The organism is Methylobacterium sp. 092160098-2 (assembly GCF_028920805.1).
Taxonomy (GTDB): domain Bacteria; phylum Pseudomonadota; class Alphaproteobacteria; order Rhizobiales; family Beijerinckiaceae; genus Methylobacterium; species Methylobacterium fujisawaense.
The window spans coordinates 555654-571831 of record NZ_JAQPZJ010000001.1 but is presented as its reverse complement, the minus strand read 5'-3'; the positions used below and the strand labels follow the sequence as shown (position 1 = coordinate 571831).

16 protein-coding genes are annotated in these 16178 nt (G+C 65.1%); 8 read left to right on the top strand and 8 right to left on the bottom strand.

Going from position 1 to position 16178, the window contains the following annotated elements:
* The first annotated feature begins 13 nt into the window (after nt 1-13).
* From PQI07_RS02625 to PQI07_RS02615, 3 genes are all read left to right on the top strand, one after another.
* A complete protein-coding gene (locus PQI07_RS02625; RefSeq protein WP_043387461.1) occupies nt 14-559 on the top strand; it encodes a gluconate 2-dehydrogenase subunit 3 family protein in 546 nt (181 codons plus the stop codon).
* A 42-nt stretch (nt 560-601) separates the two neighbouring features.
* Nucleotides 602-2170, top strand: a complete 1569-nt coding sequence (locus tag PQI07_RS02620; RefSeq protein WP_043387489.1) for a GMC family oxidoreductase — start codon at nt 602-604, stop codon at nt 2168-2170.
* Between the two features lie 120 nt (nt 2171-2290).
* Nucleotides 2291-3367 carry an NAD(P)-dependent alcohol dehydrogenase gene (locus PQI07_RS02615; protein WP_043387463.1) on the top strand — a complete coding sequence of 359 codons (1077 nt, stop codon included), beginning with the start codon at nt 2291-2293 and terminating at the stop codon, nt 3365-3367.
* A gap of 267 nt (nt 3368-3634) precedes the next feature.
* Here PQI07_RS02615 and PQI07_RS02610 read toward each other — a convergent pair whose 3' ends face one another.
* Complete coding sequence (locus tag PQI07_RS02610; protein WP_081948768.1) at nt 3635-3898, bottom strand: zinc ribbon domain-containing protein; 264 nt, start codon at nt 3896-3898, stop codon at nt 3635-3637.
* Nucleotides 3899-4923: 1025 nt separating this feature from the next.
* Here PQI07_RS02610 and PQI07_RS02605 point away from each other — a divergent pair.
* The 5 genes from PQI07_RS02605 (at nt 4924) to PQI07_RS02585 (ending at nt 9048) form a co-directional block, all read left to right on the top strand.
* On the top strand, nt 4924-5775 hold the full coding sequence (locus PQI07_RS02605; RefSeq protein WP_043387465.1) for a transporter: 852 nt from the start codon (nt 4924-4926) through the stop codon (nt 5773-5775).
* A 425-nt stretch (nt 5776-6200) separates the two neighbouring features.
* Nucleotides 6201-6539 (top strand): IS200/IS605 family transposase, encoded by a 339-nt coding sequence (gene tnpA / locus PQI07_RS02600; protein ID WP_342462646.1) that lies wholly within the window; start codon nt 6201-6203, stop codon nt 6537-6539.
* Between the two features lie 3 nt (nt 6540-6542).
* On the top strand, nt 6543-7472 hold the full coding sequence (locus tag PQI07_RS02595) for an RNA-guided endonuclease InsQ/TnpB family protein (protein ID WP_342462084.1): 930 nt from the start codon (nt 6543-6545) through the stop codon (nt 7470-7472).
* Nucleotides 7473-7671: 199 nt separating this feature from the next.
* Nucleotides 7672-7971, top strand: a complete 300-nt coding sequence (locus PQI07_RS02590) for a hypothetical protein (RefSeq protein WP_043387467.1) — start codon at nt 7672-7674, stop codon at nt 7969-7971.
* Nucleotides 7972-7998: 27 nt separating this feature from the next.
* Nucleotides 7999-9048 (top strand): enoyl-CoA hydratase/isomerase family protein, encoded by a 1050-nt coding sequence (locus tag PQI07_RS02585; RefSeq protein WP_043387468.1) that lies wholly within the window; start codon nt 7999-8001, stop codon nt 9046-9048.
* Nucleotides 9049-9076: 28 nt separating this feature from the next.
* On the opposite strand, the gene PQI07_RS02580 is transcribed toward PQI07_RS02585, so the two are convergent.
* From PQI07_RS02580 to PQI07_RS02550, 7 genes are all read right to left on the bottom strand, one after another.
* Nucleotides 9077-9811 carry a precorrin-2 C(20)-methyltransferase gene (locus PQI07_RS02580; protein ID WP_051976259.1) on the bottom strand — a complete coding sequence of 245 codons (735 nt, stop codon included), beginning with the start codon at nt 9809-9811 and terminating at the stop codon, nt 9077-9079.
* Between the two features lie 3 nt (nt 9812-9814).
* Nucleotides 9815-10918, bottom strand: a complete 1104-nt coding sequence (locus PQI07_RS02575; protein WP_043387470.1) for an enoyl-CoA hydratase/isomerase family protein — start codon at nt 10916-10918, stop codon at nt 9815-9817.
* Complete coding sequence (locus tag PQI07_RS02570) at nt 10915-11532, bottom strand: cob(I)yrinic acid a,c-diamide adenosyltransferase (RefSeq protein WP_043387472.1); 618 nt, start codon at nt 11530-11532, stop codon at nt 10915-10917. The genes PQI07_RS02575 and PQI07_RS02570 overlap by 4 nt, the downstream gene beginning before the upstream one ends.
* Before the next feature lie 113 nt (nt 11533-11645).
* Nucleotides 11646-13337: a methylmalonyl-CoA mutase family protein gene (locus PQI07_RS02565; protein WP_043387474.1), complete on the bottom strand. Its 1692-nt coding sequence runs from the start codon at nt 13335-13337 to the stop codon at nt 11646-11648.
* Nucleotides 13334-14323, bottom strand: coding sequence for a methylmalonyl Co-A mutase-associated GTPase MeaB (meaB, locus tag PQI07_RS02560; protein WP_043387475.1), 990 nt, complete (start codon nt 14321-14323; stop codon nt 13334-13336). Before meaB ends, PQI07_RS02565 begins: the two co-directional genes overlap by 4 nt.
* Nucleotides 14320-15756 (bottom strand): phenylacetate--CoA ligase family protein, encoded by a 1437-nt coding sequence (locus tag PQI07_RS02555; RefSeq protein WP_043387477.1) that lies wholly within the window; start codon nt 15754-15756, stop codon nt 14320-14322. Before PQI07_RS02555 ends, meaB begins: the two co-directional genes overlap by 4 nt.
* A gap of 10 nt (nt 15757-15766) precedes the next feature.
* The gene (locus tag PQI07_RS02550; RefSeq protein WP_043387478.1) at nt 15767-16174 is read right to left on the bottom strand and encodes a cobalamin B12-binding domain-containing protein; all 408 of its coding nucleotides are present in this window, start codon (nt 16172-16174) and stop codon (nt 15767-15769) included.
* Nucleotides 16175-16178 lie beyond the last annotated feature (4 nt).

The following is a 16178-nucleotide window of genomic DNA, read 5'->3' as shown; positions in this document are numbered from 1 at the left end:
AAGGGAGGTCATTATGAGAACAGTCGACCCGCGAAACCGATACAGCCGCCGCTTCCTCCTCAAGGGGATGGCCGCGGGTCTGCCCGCTGCGGCGATCGCCAGCTCTGCGGAGCTGTCAGTATCTGACGCTTGGGCAGAAGACGGCCCACTGGCTCCGCTCACGATGAAAACACTGGTCAAGGTCGCTCGCGATATCTACCCACACGATTTTCTCGGGGACGTCTACTACGTCAATGCCATCAAGCCGTGGAACGGCAAGGCTGCGAGCGATCCGGCGATTAAAACCATGCTCGAAGACGGCGTGCGGCACCTGGATGCCGATGCTCAGAAGCGGCATGGCGTTCCTTACGTCGACGTTGGCTGGGAGGAGCAGCGGGTCAAACTCCTCGAAGGTGTCGAGAAGACCGATTTCTTCAAGAAGCTTCGATCCGATCTGGTCGTGTCGCTCTACAATCAGCACGAGCTTTGGAAGAAGTTCGGCTACGAGGGGCCATCTGCGGACAAGGGCGGTTACATCAACCGCGGATTCAATGACATCGATTGGCTTCCCAAGACCTGAAGCTGGCAGTGGTAGACAAAAAGATACCTAGGGAGGATGATGATGGCCCAGTTTGATCTGAATGACGACGGCGTCGTCGTGATCGTAGGCTCCGGCGCCGGCGGCGGCACGCTCGGCAATGAACTCGCGCAGCGCGGCGTCAAGGTCGTGATGCTGGAAGCCGGTGCGCGCAACGAGATCCAAGACTTCGTAAACGACGAGTGGGAGAGCTTCGCCCAACTCGCGTGGACCGACATGCGGGTCGCGTCCGGCTCGTGGCGCGTCGCGCAGGACTTCCCGAATCTCCCCGCGTGGATCGTGAAATCGGTCGGTGGATCGACCGTTCACTGGGCGGGCGCCTCGCTCCGATTTGACGAACATGAGTTCAAGATCGCGTCGGCCTACGGCGGCGTGAAAGGCGCAAATCTCCTGGACTGGCCCATAATCAAGGCCGACCTCGATCCATGGTACGACAAGGCCGAGACGAAGATGGGGGTGACCCGCACGAACAACATCCCCGGGCTCCCGGGCAACAACAATTTCAAAGTGATGGAGGCCGGCGCGCGCAAACTCGGCTATAAAGAGGTCAGCACCGGGCGCATGGCGATCAACAGTCAGCCGCGCGACGGGCGCGGCTTTTGCCAGCAGATCGGCTTTTGCTTCCAGGGCTGCAAGTCGGGCGCCAAATGGTCGACGCTGTACACGGAGATTCCTCAAGGGGAGGCGACCGGCAACCTCGAGGTTCGGCCCAACAGTCATGTGGCGCGGATCGAGCATGATCGAAGCGGGAAGGTCACGGGGGTCACCTACTTCGACGAAACCGGTGCCCTGCAGCGTCAGAAGGCGCGCGTCGTGTGTGTGGCCGGCAACTCGCTCGAAAGCCCTCGGCTTCTGCTCAACAGTGCCTCATCCCTGTTCCCGAACGGCTTGGCCAACTCGTCGGGTCAGGTCGGGCGCAACTACATGCGCCATATGACCGGTTCCGTGTACGCCACGTTCGAGAAGCCGGTGCACATGTATCGCGGCACCACCATGGCGGGCATCATCCGCGATGAGGCGCGCCACGATCCCTCGCGCGGCTTCAACGGTGGCTACGAGATGGAGACGATCTCGATCGGGCTTCCCTTCATGGCGGCGTTCCTCAACCCGGGAGCCTGGGGCCGCAGCTTCACCAGCGCTCTCGAGACGTATCCTCGCATGGCCGGCATGTGGTTGATTGGGGAGGACATGCCGCAGGAGAGCAACCGCGTCACCCTCGATCCGACGGCAAAGGACAAGCATGGGCTGCCGGTCGCAAACGTTCACTACGACGACCACCCGAACGACATCGCCATGCGCAACCACGCCTACCGGCAGGGTGCGGCCGTCTACGAGGCCGTCGGTGCGACGGTGACGTATCCCACGACGCCCTATCCGAGCACCCACAACATGGGCACCAATCGCATGAGCGCGAACCCGCGCGACGGCGTGGTCAACAAGTTCGGCCGGACGCACGACATCAAGAACCTGTTCATCTCAGACGGCAGCCAGTTCACCTCGGGCGCGGCTTGCAACCCCACGCTCACGATCGTGGCGCTCGCGATCCGGCAGGCCGATCACATCGCCGGCGCGATGCAGAGGCGAGACATCTAAGGCTCGGACGGGCTGCACAGAAGGCCGGAGATGCGCGTCTTTGAGGGGCGCGGCCCACAGGGTGAGCCGCGCCAGCCTCTTCGAGAGAACGTCGGAGCGTGAAGCGGCGAGGAGACCGATATGCAGCGCAGGATGAAGGCGGCGGTGTTCGTGGAGAAGGGCCGGATCGTGCTCGACGAGAAGCCGATCCCGGATATCAGCCCGCAGGACGCGCTGGTCAGGATCACCACGACCACGATCTGCGGAACCGACGTCCACATCCTGAAGGGCGAATATCCCGTCGAGAAGGGCCTGACCATCGGGCACGAGCCAGTCGGCATCATCGAGAAGTTGGGTTCCGGCGTCAGCGGCTTCACGGAGGGACAACGGGTCATCGCCGGCGCCATCACGCCATCCGGCTGGAGCCACGCGTGCCTGTGCGGCTGCGGCGCCCAGGACGGTGCGGGAACCCGGCACGGCTGGAAGGCGATCGGCGGCTGGAAGTTCGGCAATACGATCGATGGCTGCCAGGCCGAATACGTGCGCGTCCCCGACGCGATGGCGAATCTCGCGCCCATCAGCGACAGCGTCAGCGACGAACAAGTCCTGATGTGCCCTGACATCATGTCAACGGGCTTGGCCGGTGCCGAGACCGGGCAGATCAAGATTGGTGACACGGTCGCGGTCTTCGCGCAGGGGCCGATCGGGCTCTGCGCGACGGCGGGTGCGAAGCTCATGGGCGCAACCCGCATCATCGCCGTCGACACGGTCCCGGCGCGCCTGAAGATGGCCAAGCGGATGGGTGCGGACGCCGTTGTGGACTTCAAGGCAGAGGACCCCGTCGCGGCCATCATGCGCCTGACCGACGGGCGCGGCGTCGACGTCGCCATCGAGGCACTCGGCACGCAGCCGACCTTTGAGGCTGCCTTGCGTGTGCTTCGCCCGGGTGGGGTGCTTTCAAGCCTCGGCGTCTATTCGACGGACCTTAAGATCCCGCTGGACGCCTTCTCGGCCGGGCTCGGAGACAAATCGATCCGGACTTCGTTGTGCCCGGGTGGAAAGGAGCGCATGCGCCGCATGCTCGAGGTCGTCACCTCAGGGCGCGCCGATCTATCCGGGCTGGTGACCCATCGCTTCAAACTGGAAGAGATCGAGGACGCCTATGAACTCTTCGCCAATCAGCGCGACGGGGTTCTGAAAGTCGCGATCACGCCCTGATCGTGCATGGCTCACGCGCGGGCGTCGCGATGCCCCCGGGACGGGACCGCCGAAGCGTCCTCCGCACCGGTCCAGCAGGCGCTGTGTCTCCGGGAGGCGGCCTAGGTTCGCCTCTGCCAGCACCGGGAGAGCGCCTCAGAGTATCCGGCCGTGAACGATCCCACCTAAGCTGCTCAGGCGGCTCTGGGTTGAGTTTCCGACCTGTTGGCCGCGGCAAGCTCCGGATCGATGCTCCACAGCACCTCCGCACTTGCCTGATCACAGGTGTTAACATCTTCCCCGCCGTGAAGGCCGGGGATTTTCGGAGACGGTGAGGTCTCGTCCAGTTGACGCTTCGACAGGCTGCTGATGCACACCCTCCACGTCCAGCAACGGTGTGTTCCACCGCCGTTGGATGTTGATCGCCGCGTTGATGTCGGCGTGATCGCAGTGGCCGCAGCTGACGCAGGTGAAGCTCGCTTGACTCTCGCGGCTTCTGGCACCGACTACACCGCAGGCCGCATAGGTCTGCGACGTGAACCGCGCGGGCACAGTGACCGCACTGCCGGAACAGGCCCTCCTGCTCGGGCAGCGGTTCCAGCTTGTAGCGGAAGCCGCGGGCGATGGTCACAATTCGTCTCTATCACCAGGCGCGCATCTCACCAACCCTTCACGCCGCGCCGACGCGCGGCCTCCCCGGCCTGAAGGCCGAGGTTTCAGGGTTCTCCGCCAAAACAACCACGCGCTACACTTGTCGCATTCAGCTACACTGTCGCGTTTTGCAACTTTAGCCGAACCACGTCTCTCCGGACGCTCTGTCCAGGTAAGACAATGTGCTAATCTTACAACAGCTCCATCCGGTGTTATTTTTCCGGATTGACTCGCTTGCGAGCAGCAATAGTCTAGTCTTACAGAACAGATGGTTCGCGCAGCAGCGCCGCCACATAAGAACGAGGGAGGATACTGGCTGAGACCTCGTGTCAGCTGATCTGATCAAGAGGCCTGTCTCAGATCAGGTCGGATCGGCGCGCGAGGCGATCCGTCAGTCGTCTCTGACCTTTGCTGATGGCTGGGACCGGTCGCGCGAGCACCCGCCCAACACTGTCCCCGGCACCGCGCCGTTGCCGGCCCTGCCAACCGCAAATCTGAGGACGACCGATGTCCAGTTCTCGACCTTCCGCGATCTCGCACTCCCCGTCCGAGACAAAACTCGTCTCGACACACATCGACTCGCCTTATCAACGCCCGGCATCAGAACTTGACTAAAGCAGAGATGCCGAATCTAGTGGCGGAATCTTCGACCGCAGCTGCGGGCATCTAACGTGGATCCACGTCAGTTCGGTGAAAAAACCACTGACGCAACTTCGTGACGGGATCAGTCCCGGAGACGATCCGGATCGTGGCGCACTTCTTCCGCAAATCGACCCGGCCGGCCGTTAAGCCGGCCGATCCATGAACTCGGGCTGCCGGCGCGTTCGCGCGGACGGGATCGGCTCGAGCTTGGCCGCCATTGAGGCCGGCCCGCCAGCGCGGCTTCGGCGCGCGAAGACGTTCATCGAACCCAATGAGGATACGCGATGCGGTACACCAGCCTTGTTCTCGCTGCTGCCAGCCTGTTCGCTGCCACGACGGTGGCTGACGCCGCGTCCGTCTCAGAGCCAGGCCAGACGATCGGGCTCGCGGTTGCTACGCCGCTGCCGGACGGCCTCTACTTCATCAATACGTTCAACTTCGGCCGCCGCAGCACGCAACCTGCCCATACCGATCTCGGGCTCAACATTCCCGTCCTAGTCTGGGCTACGCCGCTTCGCATCTTCGACGGGCATTTCGGGCTGATCGTGGCCATGCCCAACATCTGGGTCTCTAGCCCCGGAACGCGCACGCAGGGCGGCCTCACCGACTTTTTTATTTCCGGCATCGTCGCCTGGGATCTGGGCGGAGGCGTCGGCGTCAGCTACCTTTTGGCGGCCTATCTGCCTTCGGGGACTAACCTCGATGCGGAGACGACCACAATCAACCAGCGGTTTGCGATCGGGTACACCGCTGACGGCTACAATCTCGCGGCCAATCTGTATTACGGCACCATCGTCGGGCCGACCACGAAGAATGGAGCCATATATCCGGATTACCTGAACCTCGATTTGACCGCGACGAAACACTTCGGCAAGTGGGAGCTCGGTCCTGTCGCGTTCGGATCGACCGACCTCCCGACGCGGTTTTCCTCGTACCGTTCCCAAGGGCAGTTCGCCGTCGGCGGACTCGTGGGCTACGATTTCGGTCCCTTCACGGTGCAGGCCTATCTCACCCGCGACGTGATCGAGCGGAACTATGGCGGTCGGGACACGCGAGGATGGCTGCGCGTCGTCGCTCCCTTGTATGTTGGTGATCCGGCCCCGGCTACGCCGGCGCCCCTCAGGGCTCGGTACTGAGAGATTGGGCCCCGGGAGGGCACTGCGCGCCCGCTCCGTGAAGCTTGAGCTCTCTCGACTCCGGGCCCTGCTGCTCCGCTCGCAGGCTGTTCGGGACCCGGTCGTAGCTCGCGCCGGGCGAGCCACCGGCGGACGGATCTGAGCGACTCGGCTCTTCGCTTTCGGCGACTGGCGCACCATCCGGCGCGGTAAGTTCCGATTTCGGAAAGTCGTTCTCAGAATGACATGGCGAGCAGGAAGCGAGGGCATTCGATCAGACCTCAAGACTCATAGTCACTTCCGCAGGGGACCGTCGCCTTCAGGCGTCGGTTGCATGCGGATGGGCCGACGAGCTCGTGAAAGATAAACGCCCTTGATATAATGTTTTGAATGAGCCGCTATCGGCACAACGCGGGCGCAACCTTCAGCCTCAAGTACCACCTCGTGTGGTGCCAAAGTACCGGCGCAAGGTGCTGATCGCGCCTTACGACACGCGGATGCGGGAGATCATCGCAGAGGTTGCGGACAAGGCAGAGTTGATCGCCCACGCGATCGAGGTGATGCCCGATCACGTGCATCTGTTCGTGGAGGCAGACCCAACGCTTGCGGTCGCCGAGATCGTCAATCGCTTCAAAGGCCGCTCGTCTCGGCTGATGCGCCAGAAGCTCCCGGCGCTGCGCTTGCGCCTGCGAACGCCGTGGTCGCGCTCCTACTATGCGGGTTCAGTCGACCACGTCAGCGCCAAGGTGGTCAAAGCCCACATCGCCGCGCAGAAGGGCAGCTGAGCGGTGTCTGTGCGCTCTTACAAGTATCGGCTCCGGCCAAACCGGACGCAGGATACAGCGCTCTACGCAAAGCTCCGCGATTTCTGCGGTCTGTACAACGCCGGCTTGCAAGCGCGTCGAGGCATACCGCCGCCGCGGCATGAGCCTGCGCTACAAGCATCAAGCCAGCGAGTTGGAGGCGTGCCGCGAAGCGACCCGGACGGGCTTGGACGCTGGTCGTTCTCCGCCCTGCAACAGGTGCTGCGCCGGCTGGATCAAACTTATACTGCCTTCTTCAAGTGCGGCCACGGCCTCCCGCGCTTCCGTGCGTCGGCCCGCTATCATGCAGCGACCTTCCGGGTCGGCGACGAGCTGACGATCCGGAAGGATCGGCGCTTGGGCGTGCTCGGCGGCATCAAGGTTGTGTGGCATCGCGCCCTACCAGAGGACGACGAACTGGGCACGGCGATCCTCACGCGACAGCAGGGCAAGTGGTACGTCGTGTTCAGCGTCGAGGCCGCGTTTGCCGAGGCGTGCGGCACGGGTACGGTCGGCATCGATCTCGGCCTGAACAGCCTCATCGCCACCAGCGACGGCGACACGGTCCCGGTACCTCGGTTTGCTCGCACGGTGCAGAAGGCGCAGAGTAGGCGACAGCGTGCACTGGCTCGGTGCCAACGAGGCTCGGAGCGCCGCCTCGAGGCCAGGGCGCGGCTGGCTGCTGGGTCGGCAAGGATCGCCCGGCAGCGTCGGGATCATCCGCATAGGCTTTCCCGGTCCCTGGTCTCCCGCTACCGCAGCATCGCGTTCGAAGACCTCAACCTGACTGCGCTCAAGCGAGGGATGCTCGCGCATTCCATTCACGATGCCGCGTGGTCTCTGCTCGTCCAACTCGTTCGGTACGAGGCTGAAAGCTCCGAAAATCCCCGCCGTTCACGGCGGGGCAGATGTTAATCAGCTGAAGAGTATGCCATCGCTGGAAACGTAGTCTGCGACATCACAGCCGACCGATCGCAACGCCATCGTTGCGGCTCTCAGGGGTGTGGCTTCCAGCGAGATGGTCGGTGTGGTCGAGGTCGGCTAGGGCCTGATCATCGACGGGTAGGAGGCAAACTCTCGTGAGGAAGCACGCACGAACTACGTCACGGCCGCGGTGAATTTTCGTGAGGCGATCGAGGGGCTCGGGCCGCTGCTGGAAACACCCGTCACGGCGCGTTTTGACCGGACAGTGGGGTACTTCCTTAAAATTGAATACGCCAACTGCTTGTTCTTCTCCAAAATTCCGGACGAACAGCGCAAGTCGGTCGAGATCTACGAGGGCTTGGCCGCCGCCTTCCCCGAGGACCCAACCGCTCGCCGGCGCCTCGCGACGGCGACGGACTCGACTCGGAAGGACGATGCGGCAGCCCTGCGACAGGCTATTGCGTTGATCACGGAGGCGATTCCACTTTAAGACGAGCAACCGCACGCCGTGGTGAAAATGGCCTGTTCCAACGAAGTGGATTTCGAGCGACGTGGGGCGCTCGGTCTCATAACGCTGAATCGCCCCAAGGCGCTGAATGCTCTGACGCTCGGCATGATCAGGGCGATGCGCGCGCAGATGCGGGCGTGGGAGGATGACGCGTGTGTTACGCGTGTGGTTGTTCGGGGTAGCGGCGGACGCGCGTTCTGCGCCGGCGGCGACGTCAGGCGCATCTACGAGGCGGCCCGCACCGGCGAGCACGCGATGATGTTCGACATCTGGCGCGGCGAGTATGACCTCGTCGCCGCCATGGCCCGCTACACGAAGCCCATCGTCGCGCTTATCGACGGTATCGTCATGGGCGGGGGGGTCGGCATCTCGGTTCACGGGCCCTACCGTGTTGCTTCTGAGAATTACGCCTTCGCGATGCCAGAGGTCGGCATCGGCTTCATCCCGGATGTCGGCACCACCTACCTGCTACCGCGCTTACCCGGCCATAGTGGCACCTATCTCGCCCTGACCGGCAACAGGATCGGCCCGGGGGACGCCCTCGCGCTGGGCCTCGCCACGCATGCCGCGAAGGCCGCGGACTTCCCGGCGGTGCTCGACGGTCTCGCTAAGGGCGGGCCGATCGACACGGTCCTTTCCGCCCACGCCAGCCCTCCGCCATCCGCTGGTCCGGTGGTGCGGGAGGCAGGCCTACTCGACGCCTGCTTCTCGGCCGGCAGCGTCCAAGCCGTCCTGGCCAACCTCGACGCGGTTGCCGGATCGGACTTTGCCGCCGCGACTGCGCGCACGATCCGCAGCCGTTCACCGACCAGTCTCTGCCTCGCCCAGGAGCAGATGCGGCGCGGCCTCAATTTGACCCTGCCGGAGGCGATCTCGACGGAGTACCGCCTGGTCACGCGGATAATGCAGGGTCATGATTTCTACGAGGGTGTGCGCGCCGTCCTGGTCGACAAGGACAACCGTCCGGCCTGGCAGCCCGCCGCACTCGATGACGTCGACCGCGCCGCGATTCTCTCCGCTTTCGAGCCCACGGGAGATCCGGAGCCGAATTTCGGGTGACCGCGAGCCGGGACGCGCGACGCGGTGCTCACGACCTGCGCCCCTCGCCGGGCAGGAGCACCATGGAGAAGTAGGGCGCGTCGTCGTCGGCCTTGTCGGCCAGCATCACGACGCGCTCGCCCGCCATCGTGCCGCGCTCGACATAGACCGCGCGCTCCAGCAGCCCGGAGGCGGCCAGCGCCGCGCGCACCTTGGGCAGGTGACGCCCGAGCTTCATCACGACCGCGGCATCGGTCGCGCGCAGGCGCTCGGTCAGCGCGGCGAGCGACAGGGTCGCGGGCAGGACCGTGAGGACGTCGTCGCCCCAGGTGATCGGGGTGCCGGCCCGGGTCCAGCAGCCGGACATGCCGGTCACGCCCGGCACCACCTCCACGGGGAAGCGGTCCTTGAGGCGGCGCCACAGATGCATGAACGAGCCGTAGAAGAACGGGTCGCCCTCCGACAGGATCGCCACGTCGCGTCCGGCGCCGAGATGGTCGGCGAGCCGCCCGGCCGCGTCGTCGTAGAAGCCCGCGAGCGCCGCCACGTAGTCCGGATGCTCGGGGTGGATCTCGGTGGTGTAGGGATAGGCCAGCGCCATCTCGCGGGCGGGGTCGCGCAGGATCGCGTCCGCGATGGTGCGGGCGTTGCCCCGCTTCCCGCGCTTGCAGAAATGCACCAGCACTGGCGCCCGCATCAGGATACGCTGTGCCTTCACGGTCAGCAGGTCCGGATCCCCCGGGCCCATCCCAACGCCGTAGAGGGTTGCCGTCCGTCCGGACACCGCTCAGCCGACCGCTGCATCCACCGGACGGGCGATGAACGCGACCTCCGGGGCGTCACGCGGATCGAGATAGGCGCGCACGACCTCCGACGACACGTCCTCAATCCGATCTGGCTTCCACTGAGGCGTGCGATCCTTGTCGATGACGACAGCCCGAACACCTTCGTAGAAGTCATGGCCGTCGAGGATCCGGCACACCAGCCGGAATTCGAGCCTGAGGCAGTCCTCGAGGGAGTTGAACTCCCTCGCCGCCCGCAGCGCGGCGAGCGAGATCTTAAGGCTGGTCGGTGATCGGGTTCGAAGGAGGGCAAGCACGGTGCCGGCCCACGCATCGTCCTCGCGCGCCAACGCGGCGACGATCTCCTCTAAGCTGTTGAAACCGAAACAGCGGTCGATGAGGGCACGCCGAGCCGAGAGGGGCGCCGTGTCGGGCGTTTCCGCGTACGACGCCAAGATCTCGCCGATCCCTCCGGCATCGGTGCCGCTTCCCGAAGCGGTGAGCCGTTGGACGAGCCTGGGCACCTGCTCGGAGGGGATGAAGAGATCGGCCAATCCGAGCGCGATCGCGTCGCTGGCGCCGACGGACGCGCCTGTGAGCCCGAGATAGGTCCCACATTCCCCGGGAGCCCGGGACAAGAGCCAAGTCGCGCCGACATCCGGGATCAGACCGATCCCGACTTCCGGCATCGAGAGGCGCAGATCCTCAGTGGCGATCCGGTGGGACGCGTGCCCAGTCAATCCGAGTCCGGCCCCGATGACGATCCCCGACATGATCCCGATCACCGGACGCGTGCAGCGGGCAATCAGCGCGTCCAACACGTACTCGTCATGCCAGAAGCGCTGGGCCAATCCGTCCCGGCGTCGGCCACTCGCATGCAGCATCCTGACGTCGCCGCCCGCGCAGAAACCCCGTTCTCCTGCGCCGTCGATGAGAATTGCGCTGATCCCGCTCTCGACTTCCCACGCCGTGATTGCCGCGAGCATTCGGGTGACCATGCCAGGGGTCAGGGCATTCAACACCGCGGGACGATTTAAAGTGAGATGCCCGAGCCGTCCGCTCCGGCGTATGCGCACCTCATCCGTCGGAGCCGCGGCCAATCCGTTCATCGCCCGACCTGAACCGGATCTGACCTCAGACTCTGTTCGCGCCTCCACATGACGTCTGTCTGCCCGGCATTGCAGTTCTCGAAGCGTGAGACGACAAACAGTAGATCGGAGAGCCGATTGAGATATGGGAGACCGAAATCATCGGTCGCGGGCGCCCGATCGGCAGGTTGCAGACCGTCCAACCGGTTGGACGCCTCCATCAGCGTGAAGAGATCCCGCTCGGCGCGTCGGCAGACGGTTCGCGCCACGTGTGCGAATGCCGCCGATTGAACGCCTCCTGAGAGGATCGGCTCCTTCAGCTGACCGAACTCGCTGTTGAGCGCTGCGACGAGCATCTCTAGCCGCGCGAGGTGATTTGGTGACAGGCGCTGCGTACCAGGGCCCCTGATCTGAGCACCGAGATCGCACAGATCATGCTGGACCAGCGACAGAAACGACCGGATCTTATCGGATCCCGACAGCGCGATTACGACACCGATCCAGCTATTGAGTTCGTCCACTGCGCCGAGGGCCTGGATGACGGGGTTGTCCTTGTCCACGCGTAGCCGGTTATCGAGTCCGGTCTGGCCATGATCGCCAGCGTGGGCCGCGATTTCCGAAAGCCGAGAACCCATCTTCTGACCCTCCCACAGAGTGTCCGCGAGCGACGTTGATGTCGTATCCCGAAGAGCGCGACGGTCTCTGGCCTCCAAACGCCGCTTACGATCTGAAAGACGCTGAAATGCTCCTAGAAGACCGGTGTCTCCCGATAGGTACCCCAGACCTTCTTCAGCGTCTCGATGATGTCACCCATGGTTGCCCCTGAGCGGACCAGCTCGATGGTGATCGGCATGATGTTCTGCGCCGGATCTTTGGCCACCGCCACGAGCTGCTGCAGGAGCAGGTCGAACTTCACCGGATCGCGCTCCTGCCGGACCCGGCGGGTGCGGGCACATTGCCGGTCGGCGGTCGACTGGTCGTAGGGGTGCGTCTCGATCTTCGGATCCGGGGTGTCGTCGACGAGACGGTTGACGCCGATTACGGGCTTCTCGCCGGTCTGCTTCCGGATCGCGGTCTCGTAGGCGAAATCCGCGATATGCTTCTGGAACCATCCCTCTTGGATCAGCTTCAGCGTGCCGCCGCGCTCCTCCACTTCCTTGAGGATCTCGAAGATACGCTTCTCGTACTCCGTGGTCAGGGTCTCGATGTAGTACGAGCCGCCGAGCGGGTCTGTGACCTGAGTGACGTTGGTCTCCTCCGCGATGACCTGCTGGGTGCGCAGGGCCATGCGCATTGCGTCCTCGGTGGGGATGGCGAAGGCCTCGTCGTAGCCGTTGGTATGGAGCGACTGGCAGCCTCCGAGCACGGCCGCGAGCGCCTGCATCGAGGTACGCACCACGTTGACCATGTACTGCGGCTTGGTGAGCGAGGCGGCTGCCGTCTGGCAGTGGAAGCGCAGGCGCATTGATTCCGGGTTCTTGGCCCCGAAACGCTCCTTCATGATCTTGGCGTAGCAGCGCCGGAGCGCCCGAAATTTGGCGATTTCCTCGAAGAAGTCCGCCTGGCAGACGAAGAAGAAGGCGAGCCGCGGCGCGAAGGCGTCGACCGGCATGCCGGTCTTCAGCACCTCGTCGACGTAGACGATGAGGTTGGCCAGCGTGAAGGCGGCCTCGTGGAGCGGCGACGACCCAGCCTCGGAGATGTGGTAGCCCGAGATGTTGATCGGGTTATAACGCTTCATGTGCTTGGCGCAGTAGGTGATGCAGTCGCGCACGATCCGGACCGATGGCTCCACCGGGAAGATATACTCCTTCTGCGCCATATACTCCTTGAGAATGTCGGCCTGGATCGTCCCCGAGAGCTTGTCGAGGTCGTAGCCGCGTTTCTCTGCCAGGACAATGTACATGGCGAGCAAGATCCACGCGGAGGGGTTGATCGTCATGGAGACGGAGATCGTCTCCAGGTCGATGCCGTCGAACAGAGCCTCCATGTCGGCCAGCGTGTCGATCGCCACGCCCTCGCGCCCGACCTCGCCCTCGCTCATCGGGTGGTCGGAGTCGTAGCCCATCAGGGTCGGCATATCGAAGTCAGTCGAGATGCCGGTCTGGCCTTGGGCGATCAGGTACTTGAAGCGCTTGTTGGTGTCCTCGCCGGTGCCGAAGCCGGCGATCTGGCGCATCGTCCAATTCCGCGAGCGGTACATGGTCGGGTACGGACCGCGGGTGAATGGGTAGCGGCCGGGCAGCCCGATATCCTCGATCGGCGTCTCGGCGGCGTCGGCGGCCGTGTAGACGCGCTTCACTGGGATGTCGCCGAGGGTGAAGAAGGCGGGCTTGCGCTCGGCCTGCTTCTTCATAAAGGCACCGACCTCCTTCTCCTCCCAGTCGGCCACCTCTGAGCGCAGCGCGTCGACGGTGGTCCGGTCGATGAGACTGGTCATGACGATGCTCCGGGTTCGTCGGCCTCTGACGCGAGGGCCTGTTCGAGGAGTGCGGCGGCGAGGCTGTAAGGGTCGCCGGCCCGCGCACTGAGGCGCTCCGCCAGCGGGCCACTGAGGCGTTGCGCGCCACGGCTGAAGCGCTCGATCAGCAGATTCTCGGCGGTCTTCTCCAAGCGGAAGCGCGCGATTGCCTGCCGACGCCGGGCTCCGGTCTCGGTCTCGAAGGCGACGCGTCGATGGTCCTCGACCGCCGCGATTAAGGACTCGAAGCCCTCGCCCTTGTAGGCGGAGAGGCCGATCACCGGGATGCGCCACTCCGCGTGCCGGGCGGTGAGCGCCCCGAGCGTGAGCATCTGCTTCAGGTCGGTGAGGGTGCGGTTGGCGTCGCTGCGGTCGCATTTCGACACGACGTGGATGTCGGCGATCTCCAGGATGCCGGCCTTGATCGCCTGGATCTCGTCCCCGAGCCCGGGGGCCGAGACCACGATTGTGGTGTGCGAGGCTCGGGCGATCTCGACCTCGTCCTGGCCGACGCCCACCGTCTCGATGATCACGGTGTCGAAGCCCGCCACGTCGAGAATGTCGACTGCGTCGAGGGCGGCCCGGGCCATGCCGCCCATGGCGCCCCGGGTGGCCATGCTGCGGATGTAGACGCCCGCGTCGCAGACGTGGTCGGCCATCCGGATCCGGTCGCCCAGGATGGCGCCGCCCGAGTACGGACTTGACGGGTCGATCGCCACGACGCCGACCTTCTGGCCGGCCCGACGCAGATGAGCTGTGAGCGTCGCCACGAGGGTCGACTTGCCGCTACCCGGCACGCCGGTGAGGCCGACCACGTGGGCGCGTCCGGCCCGGCCGTAGATCTCGGCCAGCGCTGGGCGCGCTTCTGGGGAGCCGGCCTCGGCTCGGGAGATCATCCGCCCGATTGCCGGCACCGCGCCCGCGGCGATCCGCTCGACGAGGTCGAGGGAGGGGACCCGTGTCACGCAGCCCCCCGGTCGGCGATCTGCGCGTGCATGTCGCGGAACACCGCCCGGTCGTCGATCACTCGACGGGCCTTGAAGTCGGTGCGCGGGAAGGTGTTGGCTGCCAGGATTTCAGCCTGCGCCCGCAGGCCCAGCATCTTCTGCAACCGGTGGCAGGCCGCGCGGCGGAAATCCTCCACCCCTTCCGGCCCGCGGGCGAACACACTGTCGTCCGCCTCGATGCGTAGCAGCAGCTCGTCCATCGCCGCCTGACGGCTGATGACGATGCGATGCTCGCCGCCGTAGCCTGAGGTCTCGTTGAGCGCTGCGTCGATCTCACTCGGATAGACGTTCTCGCCGCGGATCGTGAACATGTCGTCGATCCGGCCGAAGATGCCCTGCGGCAGGCTCGGGTATGTGCGCCCGCACGGGGTCGGGTCGTCGGTCCACAGGGTCAGGTCGCCCGAGGCGAGCCGGATCATCGGCTGCGAGGTGCGCTCCAGATGCGTGTAGACCGGCGTGCCGCGGCTGCCGTAGGGCACGCGCCGCATGGTGGCCGGGTCACAGACCTCGGTGTAGACCACGTCCTGCCAGCAGAGCATGCCGGGGGTCTCGGCGGTGCCAGAGACGTTCATGAACGGCGACATCTCCGCCATCGAGCCGCAGTCGAACACCTTGGCGCCGAAGGCCTCGGCGATGCGGTCGCGCACGCCGGGGATGGAAGCGCCGGGCTCGCCCGAGAAGAACATGATGCGCAGGCCGAAGCTGCGCGGGTCGAGGCCCTCCTCGCGAGCGACCTCGGCGAGGTGCAGCGCGTAAGTGGGCGTACCGTAGAAGGCCGCGGGCTTGAGGCTTGCCAGCCACTGGGCGCAGCGGGCAGTCATGCCGGGCGCGCCGGCGCCGAACGGGAAGGACTGGGCGCCCAGGCGCTCCGCCCCGGCGAGCGCCCCCCAGCTGCCCATATACAGGCTGAGGATCGCGGCGACGCAGACCATGTCGCCCGGCCGGATCCCCATGCCCCACATGATACGAGCATGGGCGTTGGCGATGGCGTTCCAATCGTTGCGGCCGATGGCGAACGCGGTTGGCCGCCCGGTGGTGCCGCTCGTGCCGTGAATATGGAAGATCTCCCGGTCGGGCACGCAGAGATAATCGCCGAAGGGTGGGGCCGCGTTCTGCGACGCCCGTAGCTCGGCCTTCGTGACCACCGGAACCCGGTCCTCGAAATCCTCCAGGCTCTTCAGTTGGTCCGGGTGGAAACCGGCCTCATCCCAGCGTCGCCGGTAGAAGGGAGCGTTGGCGTAGGCGTAGCTACAGACCTCGCGCAGGCGGCCCAGGATTGCGGCCTCGCGCTCCCCCGCCGGCATGGTCTCGCGCCGCGGAAACCAGTAGCGACTGCCGGCGTCCGGGAAGTAGCTGTCGTCGTAGGCGGTCGGGAAGGTCCAGGCTTCCATGATCGCCTCCTCAACGCTCGCCACGCTCGGCGACCAGCCGGCGTAGGGTGCTGACGATGACTTCCGGCGGCGTGTCCTGCAGCAGGACCTCGCGCACGCCCATCTCCTTGATGGCGACGACGTCCTCGTCGGGCATCACGCCACCCGCGATCACGATGAGGTCGTTCGCCTGCTGCTCCGAGAGGAGCTTGAAGATCTTCGGGAAGACCGTGAGCTGGACCCCCGACAGGAGGCTGACGCCGAGCACGTCGACATCCTCCTGGATCGCCGCCGTGACCACCTCCTCAGGAGTGCGGTGCAGGCCCGAGTAGATCACGTCCATGCCGGCGTCGCGCAGCGTCCGGGCGACCACCTTCACGCCACGGTCGTGGCCATCCAGGCCGACCTTGGCCAGCAACACGCGGATCGGCTGGCTCATTCCG

Bases quoted from the DNA above. Each gene is read 5' to 3' on its own strand.
- PQI07_RS02550 (WP_043387478.1), bottom strand. From the start codon at position 16,174: ATGAGCCAGCCGATCCGCGTGTTGCTGGCCAAGGTCGGCCTGGATGGC.
- PQI07_RS02605 (WP_043387465.1), top strand. From the start codon at position 4,924: ATGCGGTACACCAGCCTTGTTCTCGCTGCTGCCAGCCTGTTCGCTGCC.
- PQI07_RS02620 (WP_043387489.1), top strand. From the start codon at position 602: ATGGCCCAGTTTGATCTGAATGACGACGGCGTCGTCGTGATCGTAGGC.
- PQI07_RS02615 (WP_043387463.1), top strand. From the start codon at position 2,291: ATGCAGCGCAGGATGAAGGCGGCGGTGTTCGTGGAGAAGGGCCGGATC.
- PQI07_RS02570 (WP_043387472.1), bottom strand. From the start codon at position 11,532: ATGGGTTCTCGGCTTTCGGAAATCGCGGCCCACGCTGGCGATCATGGC.
- PQI07_RS02565 (WP_043387474.1), bottom strand. From the start codon at position 13,337: ATGACCAGTCTCATCGACCGGACCACCGTCGACGCGCTGCGCTCAGAG.
- PQI07_RS02575 (WP_043387470.1), bottom strand. From the start codon at position 10,918: ATGAACGGATTGGCCGCGGCTCCGACGGATGAGGTGCGCATACGCCGG.
- PQI07_RS02625 (WP_043387461.1), top strand. From the start codon at position 14: ATGAGAACAGTCGACCCGCGAAACCGATACAGCCGCCGCTTCCTCCTC.
- PQI07_RS02555 (WP_043387477.1), bottom strand. From the start codon at position 15,756: ATGGAAGCCTGGACCTTCCCGACCGCCTACGACGACAGCTACTTCCCG.
- PQI07_RS02585 (WP_043387468.1), top strand. From the start codon at position 7,999: ATGGCCTGTTCCAACGAAGTGGATTTCGAGCGACGTGGGGCGCTCGGT.